Annotated in this window: 16 protein-coding genes, 1 tRNA gene and 1 pseudogene; 6 read left to right on the top strand and 12 right to left on the bottom strand. The window is 42.5% G+C overall.

The features are described from left to right. Positions 1 to 108: 108 nt before the first annotated feature. The 5 genes from ACZ42W_RS09480 to ACZ42W_RS09460 all read right to left on the bottom strand — a co-directional run bounded on the left by ACZ42W_RS09480 (position 109) and on the right by ACZ42W_RS09460 (position 4653). Positions 109 to 1179 carry an HD-GYP domain-containing protein gene (locus ACZ42W_RS09480; protein ID WP_464170257.1) on the bottom strand — a complete coding sequence of 357 codons (1071 nt, stop codon included), beginning with the start codon at positions 1177 to 1179 and terminating at the stop codon, positions 109 to 111. 280 nt (positions 1180 to 1459) lie between these two features. Then, positions 1460 to 1915: a hypothetical protein gene (locus ACZ42W_RS09475; protein ID WP_464170255.1), complete on the bottom strand. Its 456-nt coding sequence runs from the start codon at positions 1913 to 1915 to the stop codon at positions 1460 to 1462. A gap of 935 nt (positions 1916 to 2850) precedes the next feature. Beyond that, positions 2851 to 2936: transfer RNA gene (locus tag ACZ42W_RS09470), tRNA-Leu, on the bottom strand. Between the two features lie 57 nt (positions 2937 to 2993). Then, positions 2994 to 3968 carry an NrfD/PsrC family molybdoenzyme membrane anchor subunit gene (gene nrfD / locus ACZ42W_RS09465; protein WP_464170253.1) on the bottom strand — a complete coding sequence of 325 codons (975 nt, stop codon included), beginning with the start codon at positions 3966 to 3968 and terminating at the stop codon, positions 2994 to 2996. 19 nt (positions 3969 to 3987) lie between these two features. Next, the gene (locus ACZ42W_RS09460) at positions 3988 to 4653 is read right to left on the bottom strand and encodes a 4Fe-4S dicluster domain-containing protein (protein WP_464170251.1); all 666 of its coding nucleotides are present in this window, start codon (positions 4651 to 4653) and stop codon (positions 3988 to 3990) included. Positions 4654 to 5047: 394 nt separating this feature from the next. Here ACZ42W_RS09460 and ACZ42W_RS09455 point away from each other — a divergent pair, with 394 nt between their 5' ends. The 4 genes from ACZ42W_RS09455 (at position 5048) to ACZ42W_RS09440 (ending at position 9375) form a co-directional block, all read left to right on the top strand. Then, the gene (locus tag ACZ42W_RS09455) at positions 5048 to 6037 is read left to right on the top strand and encodes a hypothetical protein (RefSeq protein ID WP_464170249.1); all 990 of its coding nucleotides are present in this window, start codon (positions 5048 to 5050) and stop codon (positions 6035 to 6037) included. A 615-nt stretch (positions 6038 to 6652) separates the two neighbouring features. Next, positions 6653 to 7504: a hypothetical protein gene (locus ACZ42W_RS09450; protein ID WP_464170247.1), complete on the top strand. Its 852-nt coding sequence runs from the start codon at positions 6653 to 6655 to the stop codon at positions 7502 to 7504. A gap of 26 nt (positions 7505 to 7530) precedes the next feature. Further along, positions 7531 to 8352, top strand: a complete 822-nt coding sequence (locus ACZ42W_RS09445) for a formate dehydrogenase subunit gamma (protein ID WP_464170245.1) — start codon at positions 7531 to 7533, stop codon at positions 8350 to 8352. A 33-nt stretch (positions 8353 to 8385) separates the two neighbouring features. Beyond that, on the top strand, positions 8386 to 9375 hold the full coding sequence (locus ACZ42W_RS09440; protein ID WP_464170243.1) for a SpoIVB peptidase S55 domain-containing protein: 990 nt from the start codon (positions 8386 to 8388) through the stop codon (positions 9373 to 9375). Here the strand turns inward: ACZ42W_RS09440 and ACZ42W_RS09435 are convergent. From ACZ42W_RS09435 to ACZ42W_RS09420, 4 genes are all read right to left on the bottom strand, one after another. After that, positions 9361 to 11076, bottom strand: coding sequence for an Ig-like domain-containing protein (locus tag ACZ42W_RS09435; RefSeq protein ID WP_464170241.1), 1716 nt, complete (start codon positions 11074 to 11076; stop codon positions 9361 to 9363). The genes ACZ42W_RS09440 and ACZ42W_RS09435 overlap by 15 nt on opposite strands. 36 nt (positions 11077 to 11112) lie before the next feature. Further along, the gene (locus ACZ42W_RS09430) at positions 11113 to 12393 is read right to left on the bottom strand and encodes a cytochrome c3 family protein (RefSeq protein WP_464170240.1); all 1281 of its coding nucleotides are present in this window, start codon (positions 12391 to 12393) and stop codon (positions 11113 to 11115) included. Positions 12394 to 12421: 28 nt separating this feature from the next. Beyond that, positions 12422 to 13465, bottom strand: a complete 1044-nt coding sequence (locus ACZ42W_RS09425; protein ID WP_464170238.1) for an NHL repeat-containing protein — start codon at positions 13463 to 13465, stop codon at positions 12422 to 12424. Between the two features lie 215 nt (positions 13466 to 13680). Beyond that, a complete protein-coding gene (locus ACZ42W_RS09420; protein ID WP_464170236.1) occupies positions 13681 to 14577 on the bottom strand; it encodes a lytic transglycosylase domain-containing protein in 897 nt (298 codons plus the stop codon). 378 nt (positions 14578 to 14955) lie between these two features. Here ACZ42W_RS09420 and ACZ42W_RS09415 point away from each other — a divergent pair, with 378 nt between their 5' ends. Continuing rightward, positions 14956 to 16455: a transposase gene (locus ACZ42W_RS09415; RefSeq protein ID WP_464170235.1), complete on the top strand. Its 1500-nt coding sequence runs from the start codon at positions 14956 to 14958 to the stop codon at positions 16453 to 16455. Between the two features lie 243 nt (positions 16456 to 16698). Here ACZ42W_RS09415 and yyaC read toward each other — a convergent pair whose 3' ends face one another. Next, positions 16699 to 17247, bottom strand: coding sequence for a spore protease YyaC (yyaC, locus tag ACZ42W_RS09410; RefSeq protein WP_464170234.1), 549 nt, complete (start codon positions 17245 to 17247; stop codon positions 16699 to 16701). Between the two features lie 222 nt (positions 17248 to 17469). On the opposite strand from yyaC, the gene ACZ42W_RS09405 reads away from it, so the two are divergent. After that, positions 17470 to 20751 carry a 5'-nucleotidase C-terminal domain-containing protein gene (locus tag ACZ42W_RS09405; RefSeq protein WP_464170233.1) on the top strand — a complete coding sequence of 1094 codons (3282 nt, stop codon included), beginning with the start codon at positions 17470 to 17472 and terminating at the stop codon, positions 20749 to 20751. 421 nt (positions 20752 to 21172) lie between these two features. On the opposite strand, the pseudogene ACZ42W_RS09400 reads toward ACZ42W_RS09405, so the two are convergent. Together ACZ42W_RS09400 and ACZ42W_RS09395 are read right to left on the bottom strand one after the other, a co-directional pair. Further along, positions 21173 to 21948 (bottom strand): annotated as a pseudogene (locus ACZ42W_RS09400) (prohibitin family protein). Positions 21949 to 22468: 520 nt separating this feature from the next. Beyond that, entirely contained in the window at positions 22469 to 24367 is a 1899-nt protein-coding gene (locus ACZ42W_RS09395; RefSeq protein WP_464170231.1) for a cytochrome c3 family protein, read from the bottom strand. Between the last annotated feature and the right edge of the window lie 44 nt (positions 24368 to 24411).

Here is a 24411-nt window from a genome sequence, read left to right as displayed (position 1 = left end):
CAGAAACTTAAGGCACTATGAAAAAAAGAAGCAAAATGAACCTCATGTCGTTCATTTTGCTTCTTTAATTCTTAGCTAATTGTTAGATAATTGTTAACTAATTCTTAGCTACTTATTTTCTATCCCTAAAATCATGAGCGAAGGATGCTCAGCCAAATTATAATCAATCGGACTAATTAACCGCGCTTCACTCTCATGCGTCATTCGAACGAAAGGACGAGTTGGAAAGTCGCAATTTTGCCGAACAACATTTCCACGTTGTCCATTACTTAAGTGAACTCCTGATCCAGTGGGATAAGGAGTGATATACCGACAGAAGGTATTCTTCACTAAACTAGGCTCAAAAAGAGTTTCAGAATTAGACATTACATATTCGTATGCTTCATAGGGTTGCATTGCATTCCGATAAACCCTCTTGCTTGTCAAGGCCTCATAGACATCCGCTACGGCAGCAACTCTCCCGTATTCATGAATTTGAGTCCCTTTTAACCCGCGAGGATACCCGGATCCATTCCAGCGTTCTTGGTGCTGAAGTGCTACATGGGCAGAAAGTAAACTTACGTCTTGATTTTTCCTAAGAATTTCAAACCCATACTCGGCATGTCTCTTAATCTCATCAAACTCTTCACTGGTCAAAGGACCCTTCTTATTGAGGATCTCCTGAGGAACTTTGACTTTTCCCACATCATGCATTAAAACGCCCATTCCGAGCTCTAATAGTCTATGGTTTGGCCACCCCATAGCAATAGCCATAATTAAAGCGATGATCGTGGTGTTAACCGAGTGATGATAAGTATAATCATCATAGCCCTGGATTTCAAGAACATTTCCAAGAAGATCCTTGCTATAGAGCAAATCGGTAATGATAGCCTGTACCGCAGCCTCAATCTGAAGCAAGCTTGAAGAATGCAGTTGCTCTTCTTGAACATGCTTACTTAAGTTTTGAAGAGAAGAATACGCGACTTCTCGAGTCTTTACAGATACTGCAGAGTAAATCTCCACATCTTGAAACGCATCATCCTCTATGAATAGCGTATCGATTCCTAAGTAGGTTAATTTCTGGATATAGTTTTGAGTAAGTGCTATACCTGCTTGAAGAAGAATTTTTCCATTCGGACTAACAAGGGGTCTTGCTAATACCTCTCCTTCATCAACATACGCTATATTCACTAATCGCATAACTTTCTCCCGCTCTTGTACTGTATGCATACTGTATGCATATTTCAATATAATAGGACATAATTCGCTAAAAAAAACATAATACCTCTAACATTCTCTCTTTTCTTGATATTTTCCCTTTTGTCCTATTCATCTATAGGACCTTAGGCCTATAGGCAAGCGAATATCCCCTTTTTATCCTTATTTTAACCTCTATACAGCAGTATTCGTTCATTGAAACGAGAGCTTATAAAATGCAGAGTTCCCCCTACTTCCGATGAATCTCCATACATTCATAATATTAAACGACTTTCTTTTCAAGTAGCACAAACCCTTTTTGATTCATTGGACAATGCAAGACATAGCCTAGCTGTTGGAATATCGGAAATTCCTTCTCGATATCCTCTTTCCCAGAAAATATCCAACTCAATTGTTCGGCCGACCAATTGACTGCAATTCTCTCAGCAACTCGAAGCATCTTGGGCTCAATGCCTTGTTCCATAAAAGGAGGAGCAATAAAGAAGACGTCTATAGTAACATTCTTATCTGCTTTGAGAAGGGCCATGATCGCACCTACCTCATTATTATCTGCCTTATATACAATTAGACGCCCCTTACGGTGAACTTCTTCCCAGTAACTTTGACTTTTCAGCTCTTCTTTAATCATAGGGCGCTCGCTGAGTGTATCCCAATATTGATTAACCACTTTAACTAATTCATCCAATTGTGCATAGCTTACCTCGTATATATGTTTCAACTCCCCCACCCTTTCCGTTTCTAGTTTTTGCTAGAATTCTTTCAAGACACTTTCCCAAGCCTCAAAATTCTATTTTTCTCATATTTCATATTATTATGAATATTAGTTCGATGAGATTATCCAAATTCCTTTTTTCACAAATAAATTTTTATAAAAAACAAAAAAATAAGTACTTATGCAAACATATAAAAAGGCACCTTGGTTATTTAAGCTCATGATTGGTGTAGTCGAGAGGACTTGAACCTCCACCGAGTTGCCCCGACTAGGACCTGAATTTAGAAAAAGAGACGATATAGAGTATCTAAAAATGGGGGTTGTTTTTGCTTTGATGGTCTTCTTAGTCCTGGCTGAGCGGATGATGCAAAGTAATCGAGGGATATCTGGACCAATGTAAAATAGAAAAGACCAGGCACAAAGCCCGGTCAAATCACTTAGTGTTCATGTCGTTTTTTACGGTGCTCGAGCTCCTCAATCTCATGCAAAATGCGGATCAATAATATGATAATTACGAACAGCTGAAATGCTAAAATCGGTAAAATCCACAGCATCTCTTTACCACCTCCGTCAGTTACATTACTGTCAAATTTACAGAGAGAAGTCTAGTACAGTATATTCGGCATGTCCGTGAATGTTCATAGGGAGGAATCGGGAGAGTGGCTGAAGGCTATTCAAGAAAGACTTCGCCACAAACAATACCAAACGACAGCTGATACTTACACCCACGTAACAAAAAAAGTCAGCCGTGAATTGGCTGACAAATTTAATAGTTATAATCCAAAAATTTCTCGAGAGCAACTAAATTTCGTACCAAGTCAAAATTCCGTACTCAATCCGTACCCAATTCAATTTCAAATCCCTTTTTAGCTTGAATTCAGTGTGCTCAGTATAAAAAAAGAAAAAACCCTTAACTATCAAGGGTTTTAGAGTTTAAATATTGGTGCGGTCGAGAGGACTTGAACCTCCACAGGGTTGCCCCTACTAGGACCTGAACCTAGCGCGTCTGCCATTCCGCCACGACCGCGTGACAATGATTATTATATGAAAACACAATCCAAATGTCAATAAAACAATTATTTTTTTAGCCTAACATCCCATTCCAAACCGGTACCGCAGCAAAAACGATGAGACAGCGAAGTGCCAATCCTCCGAGCATGACAGCCCCATCACAGAGGCAAACCGCTATTTTGCTTCCAGTATGACCCGATCCCTTTGAAATTGACGTTTCCTCCATTGTGGAGACTGCTGGAACAGGTACGCTGTCCATACCGAATCCTATCTCTTTAAGCTTAACCCTACTGCGCATCCGGTACAAATGATAGACATAGAAGAGGAAGGGACCAACCAAGCCCATACCTACTAAGACCACCCAAAATGCTTGCGAAAGTTCGCCGAAGAGAATTTTATTTGCTGAAGCGAGTGCAACCGGTCCCTTTACCCCAGTTAATATAATTCCGAAGAACATCGTGAGAAGAACGATTTCGATACCGACGAGTGCGAGATGAATTTCACTGGCTTTGCCCTCTTGCAACTCCTTTTTCTCAAAAAGATGGGCAAGTATCGAATTCAAAGAGAGCCCTGTGGATAAAGCACTCACGACGAAAATAACGGGCATCAAATAAAAGTTCCAAAACGGAACCGCTTTGACAACGGCCAGAAGTAGTCCAGTATAAGCACATGTCGAAAAGGCTAAGACGGCACCTGCCAAGCCAAGAATTTCTGGAGCTTTTTTATCCTTCCAGGCAAAATAGGCCCGAAGTAGACCAACTCCGATAAAAGCAGATAATATATAGATTCCCCAAGTCATCACCGATTGGAAATTGAGGAACATCCCAATAATTAACCAAGGCTTATGTAATCCTTGCCCGAGATCAAAGATTAGAAGCCCCGCCCCGATCGCTACGAGCGGTGCAGAAATATAATACCCGTACTTACTTAAACTTGATGCCTCTCCCAGATACCCCTTCTCAGCAGCATAGGCCAGTAAATACGCCCCTGCCCCTAGACCGCCCAGAAAAAGATAAATCCCAATGAGCCAGCCCCAATGTAATTCCATATCCTTTCCTCCCTATGTGTTACTTCTTGGGAATAATCACGAACGAGGGCTTAGTCATTCCTGGAGAGGGTAACCCCTTCATCATCCCGCGGACCGCACCCGGAGTCTTCATCAATTCATTAAGTTCTCCGAATTGTAGGGCTTTGACAGGGCATGCCTTTACACACGCAGGCTTCTCCCCTTCGTCCTGAAGCGTATAACAGAATTGGCATTTAGTGATCGTCCCGGACCCTTCTCCGTATTGAGGAGCGTGATATGGGCAGGCATAAAGACAATATTTACACCCAACACAGCGCTTCGGATTATGCGTGACGATTCCATCCTTTTCTCTTTTTGCATACGCCTTTACCGGACAAACTTCTACACAAGCCGGATCTTCACAATGATTGCAACTCATCGACAAGGCATTCGTATTTGTGGCTAAGAGTTTACGCCACTCCACCCCTTCTTCCCACTGATAGGTTCTTCGACACGCAGCTACACAGGCCGCACATTCTATACATTTTGTCTCATCGTACAGAAAGGCGAGCTGCTTTTTCCCATTCGTAGAACTCCCCTCAGAAGTCGAGGGCGAATCGGCCTTGACCCCCTTGGGAATAATGCCGAGAGCAAGTGCGCCTCCCAGGAAAAGACCAGTCTTCAAAACCGTTCTCCGGCTTAAGTGAAGCTCTTTCTTTTGGGCCATGTTTCGTACTCCTTCCTCTTACCATTTGATTTTTACAGAGGTATTATGACGTCCATAGTGTGAGGCATCTTTCATTTGTACCAATTTTCCTTTAGGTATTATAACATATTTTTGTTGTTTTGGATATTATTTACATATAGTGTTTTTTGTGTTATTAATAGATAGGAGAGTACTCTGCAAATTATTCGTTTTTATATGTGAATATTTGTTTAAACAAGGGTGTTTTGTACATACACTTCAGTACATGAACTCTCGAGAAAGATAATATAGTGTATCAAATGAACATTTAGAGTCTATCCCATCGTAACTACTGACTTAATTAGGGGCAACTAATTTAAGGAGGTGTTCTTTGACCCTTTGTAGATAATTTTTAATTAAGAAAGGAAGGAAGTGCATGAAACTCCGAACAGTCGTCCGCTTAGCCGTAACTCTTCTCGCAGCTACGCTCATACTCATCGGCTGTGGCAAGTCGACCCCGACAACATCTGAACCTTCAAAATCTGAACCCAGTGCTCAGCAAACAACGACGCAAGCCATTAAAGCAGTCAGTATCATTGATCAAGTGAGAAAAAGCCAACATTTTAAGATGTTCCCTACTCTGCTTTCTGAAAAGGAAAATGACTCATCCTTTGATTATGAAGACGCTTGTATCCGTTGCCATTCTGAAACAGCCATCCTTCGAGATAACAATGCCAAACTCACCGATTTCTATTCAGGTGGCAAATACGCCAAAGATCGTGAAGGTATCACCTGTTTGGTATGCCATAACATGGGTGGAGATAAGATGATTACCGTGCGAAATAGTGGATGGGAGTCCTGTGCGACATGTCATACGGCTGGTACGGTTACTCTTGGGAAAGAAGTTCACCACTCCCAAAAGCAAATGATTGAAGGAATTGGGGTTGGTGATGTTCCTTCCAAGCCTTCTTATAAATGGGCCTCGATGAAGGATACTTTCTCTTGTACCGATTGTCATGTCACCAATGGCCTAAAACACGATTTTATGGTCCCTGGTGTTACAGCCACCTACGATGCCCTGGGAACAACACGTCTCACGACACAGATGAACTATAAAGAATTTACCACCCTGTTCAAGCAAGACAAATGCATCACCTGCCACTATGACCCCTCCAATACAATCACAAAAATTCAACAACGCCAAGATGAAATTTCCAAGAAACTAGAAGCACTCAAACCTCTATTTGATAGCTGGGAGAAAAAGCTTAAAACCATTGATCCAAAGGACCCTAAAGTCGTTCAATTCAATAACGCTCGTACCTACTACATGTATGTTACCTCCGACGCCTCGAAAGGCGCACATAACTACGCCTTAGCCAAAGCACTACTTGAGAGGGCCGAAATCGAAATTACAAAATTAAAGTGAGTCAATTACCAGTGAGGTTGCAAAAAATGAAAATTCCAGAGGTAATTGTAGGGAACGATATTCAGGTCGTCCCCTACATTTTTTTTTGCATTTGTGTAATGGACAAGGTCAATGCGCATATCATGTATTGAGCATTGTATACAAAATCACCCTCGTTTTAATAAATTGAAAAAACCTCTCTGCAAGTTTTTTAATGGTCCGACCAGAAGACCCTCCCACAGGCCATCTTTCCGACTTTGGGAAAATGACTATTATTCCTTGCTTGATTGTGAATAGGATTACTTTCTCATGCCAAACAGCATCTCCCTCTTGCCATGCTAACTTAATCCCTTAAATTTCACAGGAAATTATACCCAAACTTCAACATGCCTTAGGAACTAAGACAAGCAAAAGCATTCGAGCATTAGCATTTAATTTATGGATGGGGGGTGAGGCCAATGCCTCAACGTTTAAATCTATGAAGGAAACTCCAGAATTATAACTAAATTTGCCTGATTAGTTACCCTTTCGGTTCCAATAGAAATACGATTCAGAGCCTTACCAGAGAAGGTTTCAGAATCATTCAATGAAGCAATCTTCAATTGGGTGACTACGCACAAGAGAGGAGGCTTCTCGATGAAGAAAAAAAGATTAGGGTTTAAACTTCTCTTTCTCGCAATACTCGTCTTACTCACCATTTCCTTACCTCAACTTGTCGAAAAACCCGCACCTGTAATCGAAACAACTCAGAGTGAAAGCGATGACCTCTGTATGTCCTGCCATGGCAAGAAAGATTGTGAGGTCGACGTTGACCCCAGATCCTTGGAGCAATCCGCTCATAAATCTCTGATGTGCTCAGATTGCCATCTTTATGTACACAAAGAAACTCCGAATCTCAAACTCGATATGAACAATCAGTGTATCGGTTGTCATGCCTCAGTTAGCCATGAGAGCATTCATTCACCTTCCTTAAGTGGTGGAATTGGGGCACTCTGTACCGATTGTCATGGAATCCACAACATCCAGCCTGTTAATAACCCAGAATCGAGTGTAAATAAACTCAATGTTCACAATACCTGCATCAAATGTCATTCAGATGTTACGGAAGCCTATCACTATAGTTTTCATGGGACTGCGGTAGATCTAGGGTCACTCAAAGCCGCGACCTGCATTGACTGTCATGGAACTCATGATATACTTCCTCCCACGAACCCAGATTCGAGTACTGCCAAAGAAAACGTGCCTGACACCTGTGCCAAATGCCATAGTACTCCCCAGTCTAATTTTGCGAAAGGAACGGAACACCTTACACCTTATGACAACGAAAAAGAGGGTGCTTATTGGTTATGGGTGGTCTGGAAATTCTTTATCGCATTGATTCTCTTCGATATTCTTAAAGATTGTACCATCGCCATCTTTGAACTATTTCGCAAGCTAAGAAATCGTAGAGATGAGAAAAAGGATCATCATGACAATTGGGACATCTAGCCCCAAACGAAGGGAGGAATCAATAGATGACTGAATTAAAGCGTTATTTACCGGATAAAATCGAACGATTTAATAAAAGCCAGCGCCTTCAACACCTTATCCTTTTCATTAGTATCTTCTTCCTCTGTCTGACGGGATTTCCCATAAAATACGCTCATATGAGTGGGGCGAAATATGTTGTTTCCCTCTTTGGTGGCTTTGACAACATGCTTTATGTCCATTTAACTGCCGCCATTGTCATGCTTTTAAGTGGAGTCTACCACATTATCTGGCTTATCAAGCTCTTTCGGAAGGACGGACCAAAATGGAGCATGCTTCCGACTTGGAAAGACTTTCGCGATGCTTTCCACCATGTTCAGTACCTCTTAGGAATTCGTAAGGAACGCCCACTCTACGGTCGCTACACCTATCTAGAAAAGTTCGAATACTTCGCTGTCATCTATGGAATCCTCCTTATGGGAATGAGTGGCTTTATCCTATGGTTCCCAAACGTCTCCGCTGCCATCATGCCCCGTTGGGTTATTGAACTTTTCCGGGTTGCCCACAGTAATGAAGCCGTTGTCTGTCTATTGGCCGTCGCCATCGGACACTTTTTCTGGGTACATTTCAATCCCGATGTTTTCCCTTCCAGTTCAGTCTGGTATAACGGGAAAATCTCAAAGCATCACCTCAAAGAAGAGCACCCCTTAGAGTACGAACAATTAGCCTCAGCCTCAGAAGCTATCGAAGAAGCTGAGCATCCCTCTAAATACGCGAATAGCCTCCCCCTCATCCTCCTTGAACTCTGTATCTATATTGCCCTCTTTGCATTCCTTCTCTCCGTTTTCGTTCCTAAACTTTTGGCGTGATCGAATGAATCCCAGAGTTAGGAGTGAGGAACCATGAACACTGAACGTTCTCGAACTCTCTCTAACATTAAATTGCTCCCTTGTGGACATTCCATCGGAATGAAGCTCCTAAGGAAAGAATTTAAAATCTTTGATTTACTTCCAGTGATGAAGGCCAACGGCATCTATTATTATCCAGCTAGAGAATGGGGTCTAAAGGTAAATGATCATATTCTTGAAGTCGAGGGAAAATCGATCTCCTCGGAACAAGAGCTCCACCGACTGATCAATGAGGCAGCTCTCAAAAAAGAGGAAATCGACCTCCAGATCTCCCGTCACGGGCATACCCTCAATAAAAAAGTAAAGCCCTATCTCAACCTGCATACTAAAGATTACAGGCTTGGGGTAAGAATCAAAGCACTCGACGATGGACTTGGAACCCTCACCTTCTATGATCCCCTGACTCAAAAATTTGGGGCCCTCGGGCATCCACTCTGTAGAATACCCCAAGAGCCCCTTAGCAAAAATACGATTGTCCTCTCGAATGTTTCCTCGATTAGAAAGGGAAATCCTGATACTCCTGGCAAGAAGCTTGGGTATCTAAACAAATTCAATGACTTTACTGGTATCCTCGAACTTAATACCGAGGTTGGGATTTTCGGCAAAATCAGAGGGGAGGTCTCCAGTCCCTTCTTCGATAGTCTTCTCCCGATCGGTTCAAAGGAGTCGATTAAGCGGAGCCAGGCCTCCATCTATACCGTAGTCAAAGACAATCAGATCGAAGAATTTAAGATATCTATCTATGGTGTAATCCCACAGATCACAGGAAACATGGACCTTAAAATTGTGATTGAAGATGAAACCCTGCTCCGTCACACTGGCGGTATCGTGTGTGGAATGAGCGGTAGTCCCATCGTACAAGACGGAAAACTCATCGGAGCAGTCTCCTATTTGAGCACCTCGAACTCTTCCATCGGTTATGGAGTGTCGCTTGAGAACATGCTGGAAGTGAGCGGATTAATTGAGTCGCTAGGGAATAGGTGAGGTAGAATTTGAAGGCGTTATTGAGACAGTACTACTAAGTATAGTACTCATACTTGGTGTTTCAGTCGGTGTAGACTCAAGAGTTGGTGCTGGAGTCGAAACTGGAGTGGTGGGTGTAATTTCAGTAGGTTGTGGACTAGTCGTAGTATTAGTGTCAGTAGGCACTGTCACAATTGGAACTGTCTCACTTGCAGACGTTTCAGGAGTTGTCGGGGTACTCGCTGTTCCTTCTCCTGGCGAAAGAGGATCTAAAGGCTGCTGAGGTAGCTGAAGTGACTGAGTCGCAGCAGGATGACAAACTGTATTACACGATGTTTTCGCCCAAGTACCAGGTGAAGCTAATGTACTATCCGCTTCAATCTTTGAATTTACACCATATTCGTCACCTACCAAGGCAATCAAACCGATTCGAGTTGAAGCGTGCGGAGCGGAAACATGGCAGTCATTACAATTACCATGCACAGCAGTTCCATCTTTAGCCAAATCGTGCAAGTTAAACTGTAACGTAGCTGTATCAGAAAACTTTGATTGCATGGTATCATCGCTTGGATTCGTTCCGCCATAGAACACTTTGTTATGGCATTTAAAACAAAGCTCCTTACCAGGTAGCTTCGTCGAATTTCCTTTCTCGAGCTTGTGTGAGTCATGACACTCGGAGCACTGATACTTTATTGTACTGGCTTCAATCTTTGGATTTCCGGTGTCCTTAATTGGATGAAAGGTAAAATCATTGCTAGTTTGGTTTAAAACTTGCTTTATATTAATACCACTTCCAGAACCGTCATGACAGGTATAACAAAGCTGTGTTTGGCTAGTATTACTAAGAAGTGCTGTACCTACTGCTGTATGTGTTTGGTGACATGTTTTACAGGCTGCAGATTTCGTTGTATAGTTACCGTGAGGATTAAAGTATTGGGATGTCCCCGTGGTAAATGTCCAAGAGTAGTCCTCAGCTAATGGGTTTCCAGTGTTATCCTTTATTTCTCGAGATAATGTAACTTGATAGCTCGTATTAGGCTTTAGACTCGTTGGAGTTAATTTAGTGATAAAGCTGGAATTATCAATGGTAAGATTCGAAGATATTAAACTTCCTGATACTTCCTTTAGGGTAAATGTTGTACTACTTATGGTATCCCAGTTCATAGCCCGATTGAATGTAACTGAAACGTTGTTACTTAAACCTACAGCCAAATCACCAGGAGAGGGGCTAATCGAAAGAATGGGCGTAGGTGAAAATGCTGCAGTCTTAAAAGACCACGTATAATTTTCAGATAAGGGTATATTGTTACTACTTTTTACCCCCGTTGTAATTTCCACTGTATAATCTGACTGTAATTTTAGAGGTGAGGCTGGGATTAATACTACGGTATGGGTTGAATCAGAATAGTTTAGACTTAATAGGTTAACGATATTCTGTTTAGAATCCTTCACTATACAAGTCTCTTTGGTAAGAGTTGCAGGATTCATCGCACGATCAAAGGTAACTGAAATCGCGCTTCGATTATCGACTTGATGTTCATCCACTAACGGGTGAGTCACACTTACCACTGGATTCCCTTGATCACTCGTAGCTGCACGAACCGGGGATTGTAACGTTATAAGAATTGCCACAAGGATAAAAAGTAAGAGAAGAGTAAAGTAGCTTTTTGTACTTTTTCCCTTACTCCCCGGTTTTATTTTCAAATCGCTCTTCACGCTCATCTACACTCACCCTTTCGTTAACCGGGCATTGAAGACTCACTTCTTGTGACAATCGATACAAACTTCCATCCCTTCAAGACGTTTTAAAGACGAGGAACTATGGGTTTTAAGGCTTCCATCTCCTGCCACAACCGTAGAAATGTTAATATCTTTAGCAACTGATCCATGAGAATAATGACAGGTAAGACACGTTATGACGTCTTTATTGTCTCTATTTACCCCTTCTAAAGGAAGAGACGTTGTTAAATCTAACCCTTCACCAAGGTAGTTATCAAGAGAAACCCCTACAGGATGCCGATATGTTCCTGGAGTCTCATAAATCGAAGGTACTATTGCCCCATTCCCTCCAGCACCTTTTCCAACCATATAATCCGAATGACAACTCATACAGAAGGTATTAATTCCTGATTGATAGACTGGAGTCTCCCCTGCTTGAGGGTCATTAGCCTTTGCCCCTGCTACCACAGAAACATCATAAGTTTTAAAGGTATTAGAACTAGTCGGAACCACGATTGTCTTACGAAGCATCCGATAGTTCCCTGTTGCATGCCCACTGTGACAAGTAGTACACCCCATTGTCTGCTTCGAATTAAAGCCTCCAGGAGCAGAGCCAGCTGTCGTTTCATCGAAAAGATGGGAAGATGTCGTTGATGCACCCTTCCAGACATCACCTTCGACTCCATTATGAGCAAAGGCACCACCTAGGGATGGGGCCAATCCGCCCGCTGTCTTTGTATACCCGTTCATAACATCATATTTGGAGTTCGTTAATCCTTCATGACAGGTCAAGCACAAGGCAGATGTGGACGATTCGTTCAAGAGTATATCTGTTTTACCTGTATGAGTTGAGTGACAGGAACTACAGAGATTTGTATTATTCATGTAGTTATCATGGACATTTTCACTAGGCGGAAAAACATCAACCTGCCTACTATAGGAGCTCTCGAACTTTGTCGTAGCATCAACCGTTTCAATACTCTTAATTCGATAAATTACATTGGTGTAATTAGGAACAGGATTATCTGTCCACGTCAAATTGCTCGTAGGGGGTAGATTAATATCAAAACTAGCTCCTCCATCCGTGCTCTTTTCAATTTGGTAACTCATCGCCCCTCCATTGGCAGGTAACATAGAGGACCAACTCAGCTCAATTTGACTAATGCTATCTGAGGGAGTGATATGCACAGAAATAGGATTAGTCCAAGGCACTGGATCTGCTTTAACAGAATCAGCTTGCGTGTAAAGAGTAAAGTACAGTACAAAAACAACAAAGGATGAGATCAAAAGACATCGCTTTGCAACACTCCGCAAGTTCACCTATATTCTCCTCCTTCGTAGATTACACTTATTGATAGCCAAACACCTGTACCCGATTATTCTCACGATCCGTGACATAGATACGCCCCTCTGCATCCAGACATAGTCCATTCGGATAGCTGAATTGACCTATTGCATTTCCCTGACCACCGAAGGCCCATAATTCGTAACCTGCGTCATCAAAAGATCGAACAACATGAAGAAAGACATCGACTACGAAAATAACACCAGATTCACTTACGACTATCCCTCTTGGCAGGGTAAGTTGTCCGGTTTTCCCTTGATTTCCCGTAATCTTATAGAGGAATTGACCCTTTGAGTCAAAGATTTGTATTCGACCATTATTAGAGTCTGAAACAAATAACTTATCATTCTTATCGACAAAAAGTGCATTGGGATACTGAAACTTTCCGTCGTCCATCCCGCGACCACCTATGTAACTCAGAATTTTACCATTTGCATCGAGAATAATTACCACATGATTCCCAACGTCTGCGACATAAATATGGTTATCTGCCCCAACCTGAACCGCAGTTGGTCGAATTACCTCTCCTTCTTTACCGTTGGTTAGCATTAATTTTTGTTTCTCTATGAGCGCTTTTTGCTCTTTTCCTTCACTATCAAAAATGAAAACTTTCATCAAGTTGGGGTCGGCAACATATAATCGATTATCCTTATACGTTAGCGCAAAGGGGTAATTTAATTTTCCTTGTCCCCAAGAAGATAGGAATTTACCTTCGAGGTCATACACCTTAACTAGAGAGTGTCCTGTATCAGCTACATACACTTTGTCAGCAGATGCTGCCACAGCCAAGGGCCCCTTTAAAGCATACTTGGAGTTAGAAGGGCTTGATGAATTAGTTTCTTCACCTATGGTGAAGAGATAACGTGGAATCCCCCCCCTGACTTTCTCATCGGTTAAAGAAGCAACAACAGGTTTGACATTATGATATTTCATCCACCAAAATCCACCTACAGTTATGATTGCAATCACGGAAACGAATAAAACAAGGTGGATAGACTGTTTTCTAGAAATCGTTCTCACTCCAAATTTTGTGGACCATGAAAACAAATCTTTACCCTTCTTTCCTTTGAAGATAAATCAATAGCTTATATTCCAAATTGAATATTCCACTGCAATACACTTTAAGGTAAAACCAGTTTATGGTAATTATAACATATTGTACTAACTCTATAAACATTAAATTTTCCATGACTAACGTAAATAAATAGAAGAAAGATTCAAAGATCACTCCAAAGTCTTTCTTCTATGAATACATATTTTATTTATTTTCCTTGACTCTCTCTCCAGATTTGTTCGTATTTCCCAAGCAGACGTGGCATCTTCTCAATGTAATTCTTCGTTTCAGGGATCTTAAGCCAATCCCCCTTCTGGACCGAGCCAGGTCCAGCATTATAAGCCGCCAAGGCTTCTTGAAGATTTCCAAAGCAATCAAGCTGGAGCTTTAAGTAATGGCTTCCGCCATCGATATTTTGAACCGGGTCATAGGGATTCACACCCATTAGCTCCGCAGTCGATGGCATGAGCTGCATCAGTCCGATTGCCCCAGCGAGGCTAATCGCCTCAGGATTACCCCCGGATTCCTGTTCGATGACAGCTGCGATAAGTGCAGGTTCAAGGTTATAGCGTTTCGCGGCGGCTTCGATATCCGTTTGCCAGCGAAGGACTTGGTCATTCAGGTTAATAGGTTTCGAGCCTGTACCGACAATCAGAGTCTGTTCCACTTCTTGTCCTGGATAAGTAACGATGGTTACCGCCCAAAATTCTAGAAACGTATTTTCCAATTTAGAAACGTTATCCTTAAAGTTAATTCTAAGTGGTTTGTATTCTGAACTCGTCTCGCCCTCACCCTTGATCCCTGTACCTAACCCTGCAAGAAATTCTTGCTTCGTTTTGTAAATTTCTAGTTTGAGTTGAGCAAACTTCTGCCGCTTATAATTTTTGGTTTGTTCCACATCTATGACTTGTCCAGGGAGGAGTAAGTAGGTGGGTGGACTACGCTTACAAACTAGGTCAATTATTCCTTCCTCAGTTAGTTTCGTTGAAGGGCAATAAAATAGAAGATATGTTATAAGAGCAAGAATTCCGATAGTGATAAATAAGCCACGACAACGCCTTAAGTAATGTATGAATTTACTCTCAGAACTCTTTGCTAGTGCCATGTCTACTCCTCATTACAGCCTTAACCCAAGCTCGTGCTGTCGGTTCCAACGATAAAACTGTTCGTGTTAGGCTTATGTAATAAATCTCGCAGCGTCCAATCCAATATATGGTAATTATATCATATCTTCCTTATATAAATAAATAGGCTCTCGGCATTCGCCGAGTTAGATGGTGCAAGGCTTTTCTTGAACCATGAATATTGAATTCCTCCTACTTTTCGGTAGGGGGATTTCATTTTAATGAACATCCAACTGGAAAATTCCTATAGTAAATTTTGTTGAGTTATTTGTCCAAAAGACTTGACTTTTGGAAATCACCCCAAAAATCAGAGCAGAAGGACTAATTTTCCTTACTATCTGTAACCTGGGGTGTTTGTTATGAAACCTATCATTACTCCGCATGAAATGTACCAAGAGTTTGTCATTGAACAGCTGCAACAGCATTATTCTGGAGGGGTGCTTACTTTAGTCCATAAGGATTGGCCCATCATTACGAAACTCTGGATTACCGACTTAACCGGTATAGCCGCGATGCTTCAGGATTTTTACAGTGCTAGAGGGCCTGCTCCACGTGATCCTTCTGCCATGCTTCGTTCCTATCTGCTTTTTTTGCTTACTAACCCGGCAATTGGGGTTACTGCTTGGGTCGATCAGCTGTACCGGGTTCCTCTTTATGCAATTCTTAGCGGGTTTGAACCGGGTGATATTCCTGGCGTAGGGACGTTCTATTTTTTTTTTGCACGATTATGGGTAGCGTCGGATCAGAATTTAAAATCTCCTAAACAAAGACGTAAGCGCAAACCCAAAAAGGGAAAGAAGGGTGAAAAGGCTCCAACAACAACACCCGGACGAATTAAACGCTTAGTCCATTGGATGACGACCCATATGGATATACAAAAAGATTTGCCTATGGACCCTCTATTTCACTTCTTCCAGTCTCAATTTCTTGCAGTATCCGCGAGACTCGGATTGATCGGAAATATGGGTACGCTCAATCTCGCGGGTGACGGTACCCCTGTTGTCACCGCAGCCTATCCCCGAAGTAAACCAACGTGTAAGTGTCATGCCCAAGGCCTTACGAAGTGCAACCATCCCCGCATTTATTCCCAACCCGACTGCAACTCAGGATGGGACAGCGCTCGAGAGCGATACTTTTACGGATACCACCTGTACACACTCACTGCCGCAAACAGTCCGTATGACTTACCGTTGTATCCCCGTTTGCATCCGGCTTCCAGGCACGACGCAGTAAGCTTTGTCGTGAGTTCGGTTGAGTTTTCGCAACGTTTCACCTTGGGCATGGTGGAGAAAATGTTGCTGGATGCCGCCCATGATGCGGGACCCATTTATGATCTCTTACTCCACCAGAACATTGAACCTTTTATTGATTTGAATGTGCGTGGCACGAAGAACACGGAAACTGAGATGGATATTCAGATCTCACCGGAGGGCATCCCCATTTGTCCCAATGGAAAGAAAATGAGGCATTACGGGTTCGACCATTCCCAGAAACGTCATAAATGGAGATGTCCGATGATGAAGAAGCGGACATCGAATACTTGCAAAAAGCCCTGCTCGACCGCTAAATACGGAAGAACATTTCATACCTGTAGCACAGACAATCCTCGACTTTTTCCACAAACACCAAGGAATTCGGAGAAGTGGAAGCTCATTTACAAGCGGCGTACCACCTCTGAGCGAACCAATAAACGAGAGAAGATTGATTACAAGCTGGAATCGGGTCGGCATCGTTCCACTAAAATGTGGTATATACGCATTTACACCATCATGATGTGCCAGCACATGGATGCTTGGTATGCTCATCAGCAGAAAGAGCTGCAGGGGCTAAAACAAGTCATTTTCCCCAAAAGTGCCTAATCGCTGAACAAATTTTAAAAGGAGAACCGTTAGGCTTCTTTGGCATGTCCTTTTTTAAAAATGAGCTCTGAAGGACATCTCGATAACCCTTGTTCAACGAAATTCCCAGTTAATTCATTCCAGTTTAGAGATTACCTCCCTTTTTACTCCGAGAGTCTATAATAATACATTTGAGCGATGAACACCAGTAATTAAAGCAGGCCCTGGAATTTGTCTTCCAAGGCCTCTTTCCTAGATCTCCGTCTATCTTGCCAATTCCTGATAGGTGACCCCTATAGGTTTTGTCCGAGTGCTTGGAATTGCGCGCCAAATCAGATGTGTAATTTCATTAGCCAGAGTCATCACGGTATGAAGGCGAGTACTCTGAATGACTTGAAGCTCACAAAAACCTCCAACATTAACAATACCCATAATCGATATATCCCCGACCGGCGGTAGGTCTTTATGGACCCCAGCTCCAGGACGCGCGGGGGACTCCTCTAATAGAATACTTCCGATACTATCAAGTTTTCCCAAGCATGCGTCAATTGCAATGATAAGGTCCGGCTTGAGTTCCTTTTCGATGTAATCGATTTGGGCTATTAGATTCTGAGCATGTAGGGGCTCCTCGAGGGTACCTACCACTGAATAACCCAGCTTCTTAAGACTTGTTCCAACCAAAGGCCCGAGACTATCACCCGTCGAGCGATCCGTTCCAATACAAGCAAATACAAGTCTTTTCCCTTGGGTTAATTCCCTTAATCTATTAATAAAGGATGCTGTAGCATTAAAATTATAGGAGAAAACATTCACCGAAAACCTTTGAATAAGTCTCTCCCCCTTTCGAGAAAAAAGGAGCTACTGATGAACAATAGCTTCACTTAGTCCAACATATTCGGAGGAGAAAACTATTATTCCCAATTTTTAGGACAGCAGAAAGGGAGGATTTGCCCTTTTGTGGGCATATCTCATATTCTTATGCATATTTAAGTCATGAAGGACCTTCAACATTATATTTAAGGGGGGAGAAACTTTATGACAAAACGGAAACTTAAGCCATGGATGGCGTGGGCTCTAACACTGGTTATGTGCTTGAGCCTTTTCTCACCCATGGCCGTGCGAGCAGAGGATGCTAACACTGTAACGATTCAAGTGTTAGCCACAAGTGACTTGCACGGACGCTTTGTACCTTGGGAGTATGCCACAGATACCTCCAACTTGAACGGAAGTTTAGCTCAAATCGCAACAATTATAAAAAAGGCACGGGAAAACAACCCCAATACGATCCTTGTCGATAATGGAGATACGATACAGGATAATTCTTCGCAACTTTTTCTAGACGATGAGCTTCATCCAATGATTCTTGCCATGAATGAAATCGGGTATGATACCTACACCCTAGGAAATCACGAATTCAACTACGGAATTCCTGCCTTAGAAAAAGTCGTCGCTCAATCCAAAGCAAAAGTTCTTGGGGGTAATCTTTATCGTCCTGATGGCACTCGTTTTGCTGCTCCGTATGCTATTCTTGAAAGAGGCGGAGTTAAAATCGGGATTATAGGCATGACCAATCCCAACATTACAAAATGGGATGCAGCCAATTTGGTGGGGTACACTGTAACAAGCCCCATTGAAGAAACTAAGAAAGCTATTCAAGAGCTCCAAGGAAATGTCGATGTCATGATTGGTGTCCTTCATCTCGGCCCAACACAAGAATACGGAAACGATGATGGCGCAGATGTCATAGCCCAAGCCTTTCCGGAGCTTGCAGCAATTGTCGCTGGTCACGCTCATTCCAAAGTTCCTGAAAGCCGAGTCAATGATGTTGTCATAACTGAACCTAGCCGTTATGGAGATAATGTTGCACAAATTACCTTAACGCTAACCAAGAATTCCGAGGGTAAATTTACTCTAGCCAATCGCTCTACCGATGTAAAAGCAAGCTTAATTCCTGTGAACAAGGACGTTACCCCAGATGTTGACCTTGTAGCAAAACTTCAACCCTATGATGATCAGGCGAAAGTGGATGCTCGAACAATAATTGGAGAACTTAAAGACCATGATCTTGTTCCTCCTGAAGAGGTTAAAGGGATTCCCAGCTCGCAGATTGAAGACACCCCGATGATTGACTTAATTAATCAAGTCCAAATGCACTACTCAGGTGCCGATGTTTCCGCAGCAGCAGCCTTTAGCACGACAGCGAATATTCAAAAAGGTCCGATTACAAAGGCTGGAGTTTCCCAGATTTACAAATACGATAATACCTTATACTTACTTGAAGTCACTGGAAAACAACTTAAACAGTATATGGAATGGTCCGCAACGTATTACAACACCTTTAAAGAAGGTGACCTTACCCTATCCTTTAACGAAAACATTCGAGGCTATAACTATGATATGTTCTCAGGGGTTAAGTACCAGGTGGATATCTCGAAGGAACCGGGATCACGCATTGTCAACTTAACTCATATGGATGGTACACCCGTATTAGATTCGGATACGATGAAGCTTGCCGTTAATAATTACCGAGCCAATTCACAACTCTTACTCACTGGACCTGTTTACAAGGCGGGTGAAGATTTACCCAAACTTCTTGAAAAGGATATCGAAAGTAAATTTGGTGGAGTCAGAGAGCTCATTGGAAAGTACATTAAAGAGGTCAAAGGTGGAGTAATCTACCCCGACTTAGATAACAACTGGGAACTCGTTGGTTTTAACTGGGACACCCAGGAAAGAAACACAGCGGTTCGTTTGGTGAACGAAGGAGATCTTCAACTTCCAACCTCAGCCGACGGAAGAACTCCGAATGTCAGAAGTATTCATTGGATGGATGTTCTCCAAGCCCCGGATAAGACAATTGACATTCTTTCGTTTAATGATTTTCACGGTTCCATGAAAATGGATGGCAAAAATATCGGAGCAGCTAATCTTGCCGGAGAAATTGAAAAGGCGAAAACCGCCAATCGCGATACCCTTGTCGTCTCAGCCGGTGATATTTATCAAGGGAGTTCCCTTTCCAATCTGACTTACGGAAAGCCTGTCTCGGAATTCTTAAACTCCATTGATCTTGTTGCCTCTGCCGTTGGTAACCATGAGTTTGATTGGGGAACCGATAAGATGGCAACGTGGGCAAAGGATGGAGATTTTGACTTCCTCGCCGCAAATATTTACGACAAGAACACCGGGAAAGCTGTTTCTTGGGCTAAACCGTATAAAGTTGTCACCGTCGATGAAAAACGAATTGGATTCGTTGGTTTAGCTACCCCAGAAACCCTTTATAAGACGAAGCCTGAAATTGTCCAAAATCTTGAATTTAGAGACCCAGCACAAAGTGCAAATTATTGGGCAAAGTACCTAAAATTAAGTGACCAAGCAGATTATGTGATTGCCCTAACTCATCTTGGAGCCTTCCAAGACGCAAAAACGAAAGAAATCACCGGAGAAGCGGCAGATCTGGCCATAAATGCGATCGGCATTGACGCCATTGTTTCTGGCCACTCCCATACGACAGTCAGTGGTAGCGTCAACGGGATTCCCATCGTTCAGGCTTATTATAATGGAAGATCCTTAGCTAAGCTGGCAATTGGCTTTAATATTAACGATGTATTCGTTGGGATTGCCCCTTCCGTTTCTAGCGATCTATACAAAAAAACAGACCTTATGGAAAATTCAAGTGTCAAAGCCATTTATGAAAAATGGGATAAAGAACTTGCACCCGTGCTTGAAGAAGTTCTTGGTACAACCGATAAGGAACTGACTCATAGTAAAGAACAAGGAACGTCTCTCTTAGGAGAATGGGTCAGTGATGTAATGAATGAAAAGGCGGGCACCCAGATCGCGATTACCAACGGTGGCGGGATTCGCGCCTCCATTCCCGCAGGTAACATCACTATGGGAAAAATGTATGAAGTCATGCCCTTTGATAATACCTTGGTCAAAATGGAACTCAAAGGTTCAGACCTCAAGAGAGTGCTTGAAAATGGAATCCTGAATTCCAACATCGGCTGGGTTCAAATGTCCGGAGTGAAGGTCTATTATGACCCCGCTGCACCCGCTGGCAATAGAATCACCTCCATGCGCCTACTTGATGGCTCACTTGTCGATAATGAGACCTTCTATAGTGTGGTAACCAACGATTTCATGTTTACCGGAGGAGACGGCTTCAACTTTAGCGGCAATCGAAATGCTCTCGATACTGGAATCCCCATCCGTGACGCTCTCGTAGAAAAAGTAAAAGCAGTTAAGACTCTCTCCGTACCGTATATTGATTATCTAATAGAAGGAGCAGATCCAGGAACGCTTCCGAAAGCGGCCTAAAAGACACCCCCCTTCTTAGGAGGATTGGCCGCCCACCAAGCCTTTTTCAATTGTACATCCACGTTTATTACTATAAAACTTGGTAAATAGGTAAAAGACCTCGAAGAATTCATCTCCGAGGTCTTTACCTTTAGTTCATATATAAAATGTCGAATCCTGAGGGGGTACGGAGCACGACCCCAGGGGGAAGGTTGACCAATTGGGAGACCTTCCCCTCGAGCACAGATTCAAACATTTTATATGTCAAATTTTACTTTTCTTCAATTCTTGCCATAAAAATGTCGCATCAATAAGGAACTTTACTCCCTCGTTGATACGACCTTTTTCTCCGAGCCATCTCTCCGGGCATAAAAGATTCATTGTATTAGTATTGATACGGTTCTATCGTCTGCAATAACAGTATCTATATTGTTTAAACTTATTACTTCACAGTATTTACATCGAGAAATGGTACCGCTCCGCCTGTGACGTTGGGCATTTTACCATCCAATTTTTTAATAGCTTCGATCTGCGCCTCAATTTTTCTCAATTCGACAAGCTCAGGAGTGACCTCTTGCTTTTGAATCTTAACGATTCAGCCTCCGCCTTTGCTTGTTCGATCTTTTGCTTTGCCTCGATTTCTATCCTTTGTAAATCAAGATTCGCCTTTAGAGCTTGTTGTTCCGCGATTTGCTTTTGCTCAATCGCATTATTAAACTCGGTACTAAATTTGAACTCCGTAATGTTGATCTCATCGAGCTGCATGAAATAAGTCGAAAGCTTATTGGCCAAGACTTCCTTTACTTTAGTACTCACTTCCGAGCGTCTGGAAATCAGCTCTTCTGCTGTATATTGTGCCGTCGCGGCTTTGAGTGCCTCACTGACAGCTGGATCAACTATTCGTTCCTTATAGGATAGACCAACATCTTGATAGAGTTTATTCACCTGCTCAGGGTTCAGGTGAAAGTTCACTGCGACCGTTGTAGTAACTACTTGCAAATCTTTTGACGCAGCGGTTTGGTCTGACTCAGCTTTCGCTACCCGTACATCAATCGGGATAATTTCTTGAATAAACGGCAATCTAAAATGTAGTCCTTCATTATATACAACGGGTTTTACTGCACCTAACTGTAACATAATGCCACGTTGACCTGCCTGAACTATCGTATAGGAATTGAGAACAACCAGTGCGATAATGACGAGAATGATCAGTGTCATCGCAAGACGTCCGAATTTCGGTTGCTTGGGGATCATATCAATCACCTTTTTAGTTCCGTCCATTATTTCCTCCATTCTGTCGATTAGGTGCATTCTAATGCAATTCTAATCGCACTCTCTACAGACAACCTAATTTTACCATCGAGGTTGCTTGTTCGTCAATGGAATTTGGGACGTCTTATACCTGCGAAAATTAGCTTGAACTACCTTTGAACTTGTATTATATTTGAACTATTTAAATCGTGTCGAATCCTGAGGGGGTACGACCCCTTACGAGGAAAGGAAGACCATCGAAGACGAACTTCGAAGGCCCCTTTCCGAGACGAACAGATTCCACCTCACGATGGACACCCTTGCCTTAAGCTAATGGTTGGTCGCTACATACCCCCATAACGGACTTCCACCGTCTAGTTAATCGCCATGCGTGGCGTACCAAAAGGAAAGGCCCCCGAAAGATACTTCGGAGGCCTCTACCCTATCCCTATTAAGCTTTTAAACTACTTTCCTTGCTTGAAAAGGATTAAGGATTTTGAGTACCTACTGGGTTTGGAGTGGTTGGGACATTAATGTTCCCTTGATAAGGAAGTCCGGCTTGAGGAGGTGCTACATAACCTTTAGGTAGGTTTGTTCCGGTTTGGTTATATTCAGTAGAAGAAGATACACCAGGATTAACCCCTTGAACCCATTGGTTATTGGTGAGGTCTTCAGAGTGCGAGCTGGTATGACACTTCCAACAAACAGACATGTTGGTGTAGCGTTTTAGAGCAGAAGAATTATTCTTATCAAGCAGATAAGCTTTTGCTGCATCTGCACCCATCGTGGTTGTTAAATCTGCAAGATCCTGGTCTTGAGCATCTAACATTACACTAACGTCAGTACCATGAGCAAAGTGACACTTCAAGCAAGTATAGTTATCGCTTGTGGTGTTGTGGCGGAACGCTTTAGACCATACACCTTTACCGATGTCTTTTCCAGTTGCGTCTTTAGTGTCACTTCCAGCAGATACGAAGTAGTCAGTATGACAAGCAGCACAGTATTGGGAGATTGCGACACCCATACCATTGGAAGCACTATTGTAGGAATTAGTATCCACTTCAAGAATCTTGACGCCATTAAAGGTAGCTTTTTCTTTAAAAGTACCATCTGCATTTTTGAGGAAATTCAGTTTAACAGGAGCAGAACGGGAGATGTCAGCATAACCAACATTAGCGAGTCCGTTAGCAGTACCGTTCTTAACATAGGCATAGCCGAATTTAACTACAATCCCGTCATCAGTTGCAGTGCCTGTAGCAGAGAATTTAACAAGGTTAGATTTTTTGATGTTGTTTGTAGTATCACCATATTTATAAGTTTTATAGAAGTTGGTGATTTCATCCAAACCGCTAGTACCTCTTGTGTTGTATACGTTTCCAATCCAAGGATTCATATCCCGAACATAACCATATGAGGTAATACCAGTAGCAGAATCTTTTTTAGATACTTTCTTCATTAGAACAATAACTGGAGTTGTTGTATCAGTTTCTTGTTTAACTGTATTATCTATTGCAGGATCACCAGCTTTTGGTGTGAAACTATCCAACAAATCAGCGCTACCTGCAGTGGTTCTGAAAACAACAAATTCAGGAGAACTAGCATCTACAGGAGTTGGCAAAGCGTTAACTACCGTATCACTAACTTTTAAGCCACCAGATTTTACAGGGGTAGCCGAATCAGCACCATCTGCGTCAACCCATTTAAAACCTGTAGTAGATAATGGATCAGTATCAACAGCTTTGAAGTACATATCCGTTGAACCGATATCATTAGGATTGAATTTCAACAGACGATCACTGTAAGAGCCGTGTGGAGAGTGGCAGCTTGCACAGTTAAACTCAGCATTCCAAGGACTCGAGAATGCAGGTGTTTCGCCTTCTGCGGTATCAGCAGGAACATCTGTATAACCTCCGGGAGCTCCCTTAATATCCATTCCACCTGCTACCATATGAATGGAAGCATTACCGTCAGCGGTACCACCAAAGGTACCGGCCGTGGACGGTGCATAAACGTTAAGTACTCCGAGTGTTCCATCATGGCAGGCTGTACAGGTTTGAAACACACCATCTTTAAATAATAAGTCTGATGCTGCCGCGGTGTGAGTTTGGTGACAACTTGCACAGGAGTTCGTGTTATTTTGATATTCGCCGTGGGTTCTTTGTCCATTTACACTTTGGAATCCTGATTCAGGCAAAATTGCTTGCCCACCGATACCAACACCAGTATTGTTTGCATTGATTTTACCGTTGTCATTTGCCCCGTCGGTTAGCACTCTGGTTTCTGATGTGCCGCCAACAATTGGGTCATTCATCGCTGCAAAGGCAGCTCCTGAAAAACCGAAGACCATCGAAAGACTAAGTACTGCTGTGACCAATAGTTTTTTCACTTTTTTCCCTCCTTTTGTTTTTAGACCATAATTAATATTTTAAA

It is taken from the genome of Desulfitobacterium elongatum (assembly GCF_055378975.1).
The sequence above is the reverse complement of the archived record's forward strand: the minus strand, read 5'-3'. Positions and strand labels throughout refer to the sequence as shown.

Excerpts from the sequence above, each read along its gene's own strand:
- ACZ42W_RS09480 (WP_464170257.1), bottom strand. The coding sequence starts at position 1,179 with ATGCGATTAGTGAATATAGCGTATGTTGATGAAGGAGAGGTATTAGCA.
- nrfD (WP_464170253.1), bottom strand. The coding sequence starts at position 3,968 with ATGGAATTACATTGGGGCTGGCTCATTGGGATTTATCTTTTTCTGGGC.
- ACZ42W_RS09460 (WP_464170251.1), bottom strand. The coding sequence starts at position 4,653 with ATGGCCCAAAAGAAAGAGCTTCACTTAAGCCGGAGAACGGTTTTGAAG.
- ACZ42W_RS09455 (WP_464170249.1), top strand. The coding sequence starts at position 5,048 with ATGAAACTCCGAACAGTCGTCCGCTTAGCCGTAACTCTTCTCGCAGCT.
- ACZ42W_RS09450 (WP_464170247.1), top strand. The coding sequence starts at position 6,653 with ATGAAGAAAAAAAGATTAGGGTTTAAACTTCTCTTTCTCGCAATACTC.
- ACZ42W_RS09445 (WP_464170245.1), top strand. The coding sequence starts at position 7,531 with ATGACTGAATTAAAGCGTTATTTACCGGATAAAATCGAACGATTTAAT.
- ACZ42W_RS09440 (WP_464170243.1), top strand. The coding sequence starts at position 8,386 with ATGAACACTGAACGTTCTCGAACTCTCTCTAACATTAAATTGCTCCCT.
- ACZ42W_RS09435 (WP_464170241.1), bottom strand. The coding sequence starts at position 11,076 with ATGAGCGTGAAGAGCGATTTGAAAATAAAACCGGGGAGTAAGGGAAAA.
- ACZ42W_RS09420 (WP_464170236.1), bottom strand. The coding sequence starts at position 14,577 with ATGGCACTAGCAAAGAGTTCTGAGAGTAAATTCATACATTACTTAAGG.
- ACZ42W_RS09415 (WP_464170235.1), top strand. The coding sequence starts at position 14,956 with ATGAAACCTATCATTACTCCGCATGAAATGTACCAAGAGTTTGTCATT.
- ACZ42W_RS09405 (WP_464170233.1), top strand. The coding sequence starts at position 17,470 with ATGACAAAACGGAAACTTAAGCCATGGATGGCGTGGGCTCTAACACTG.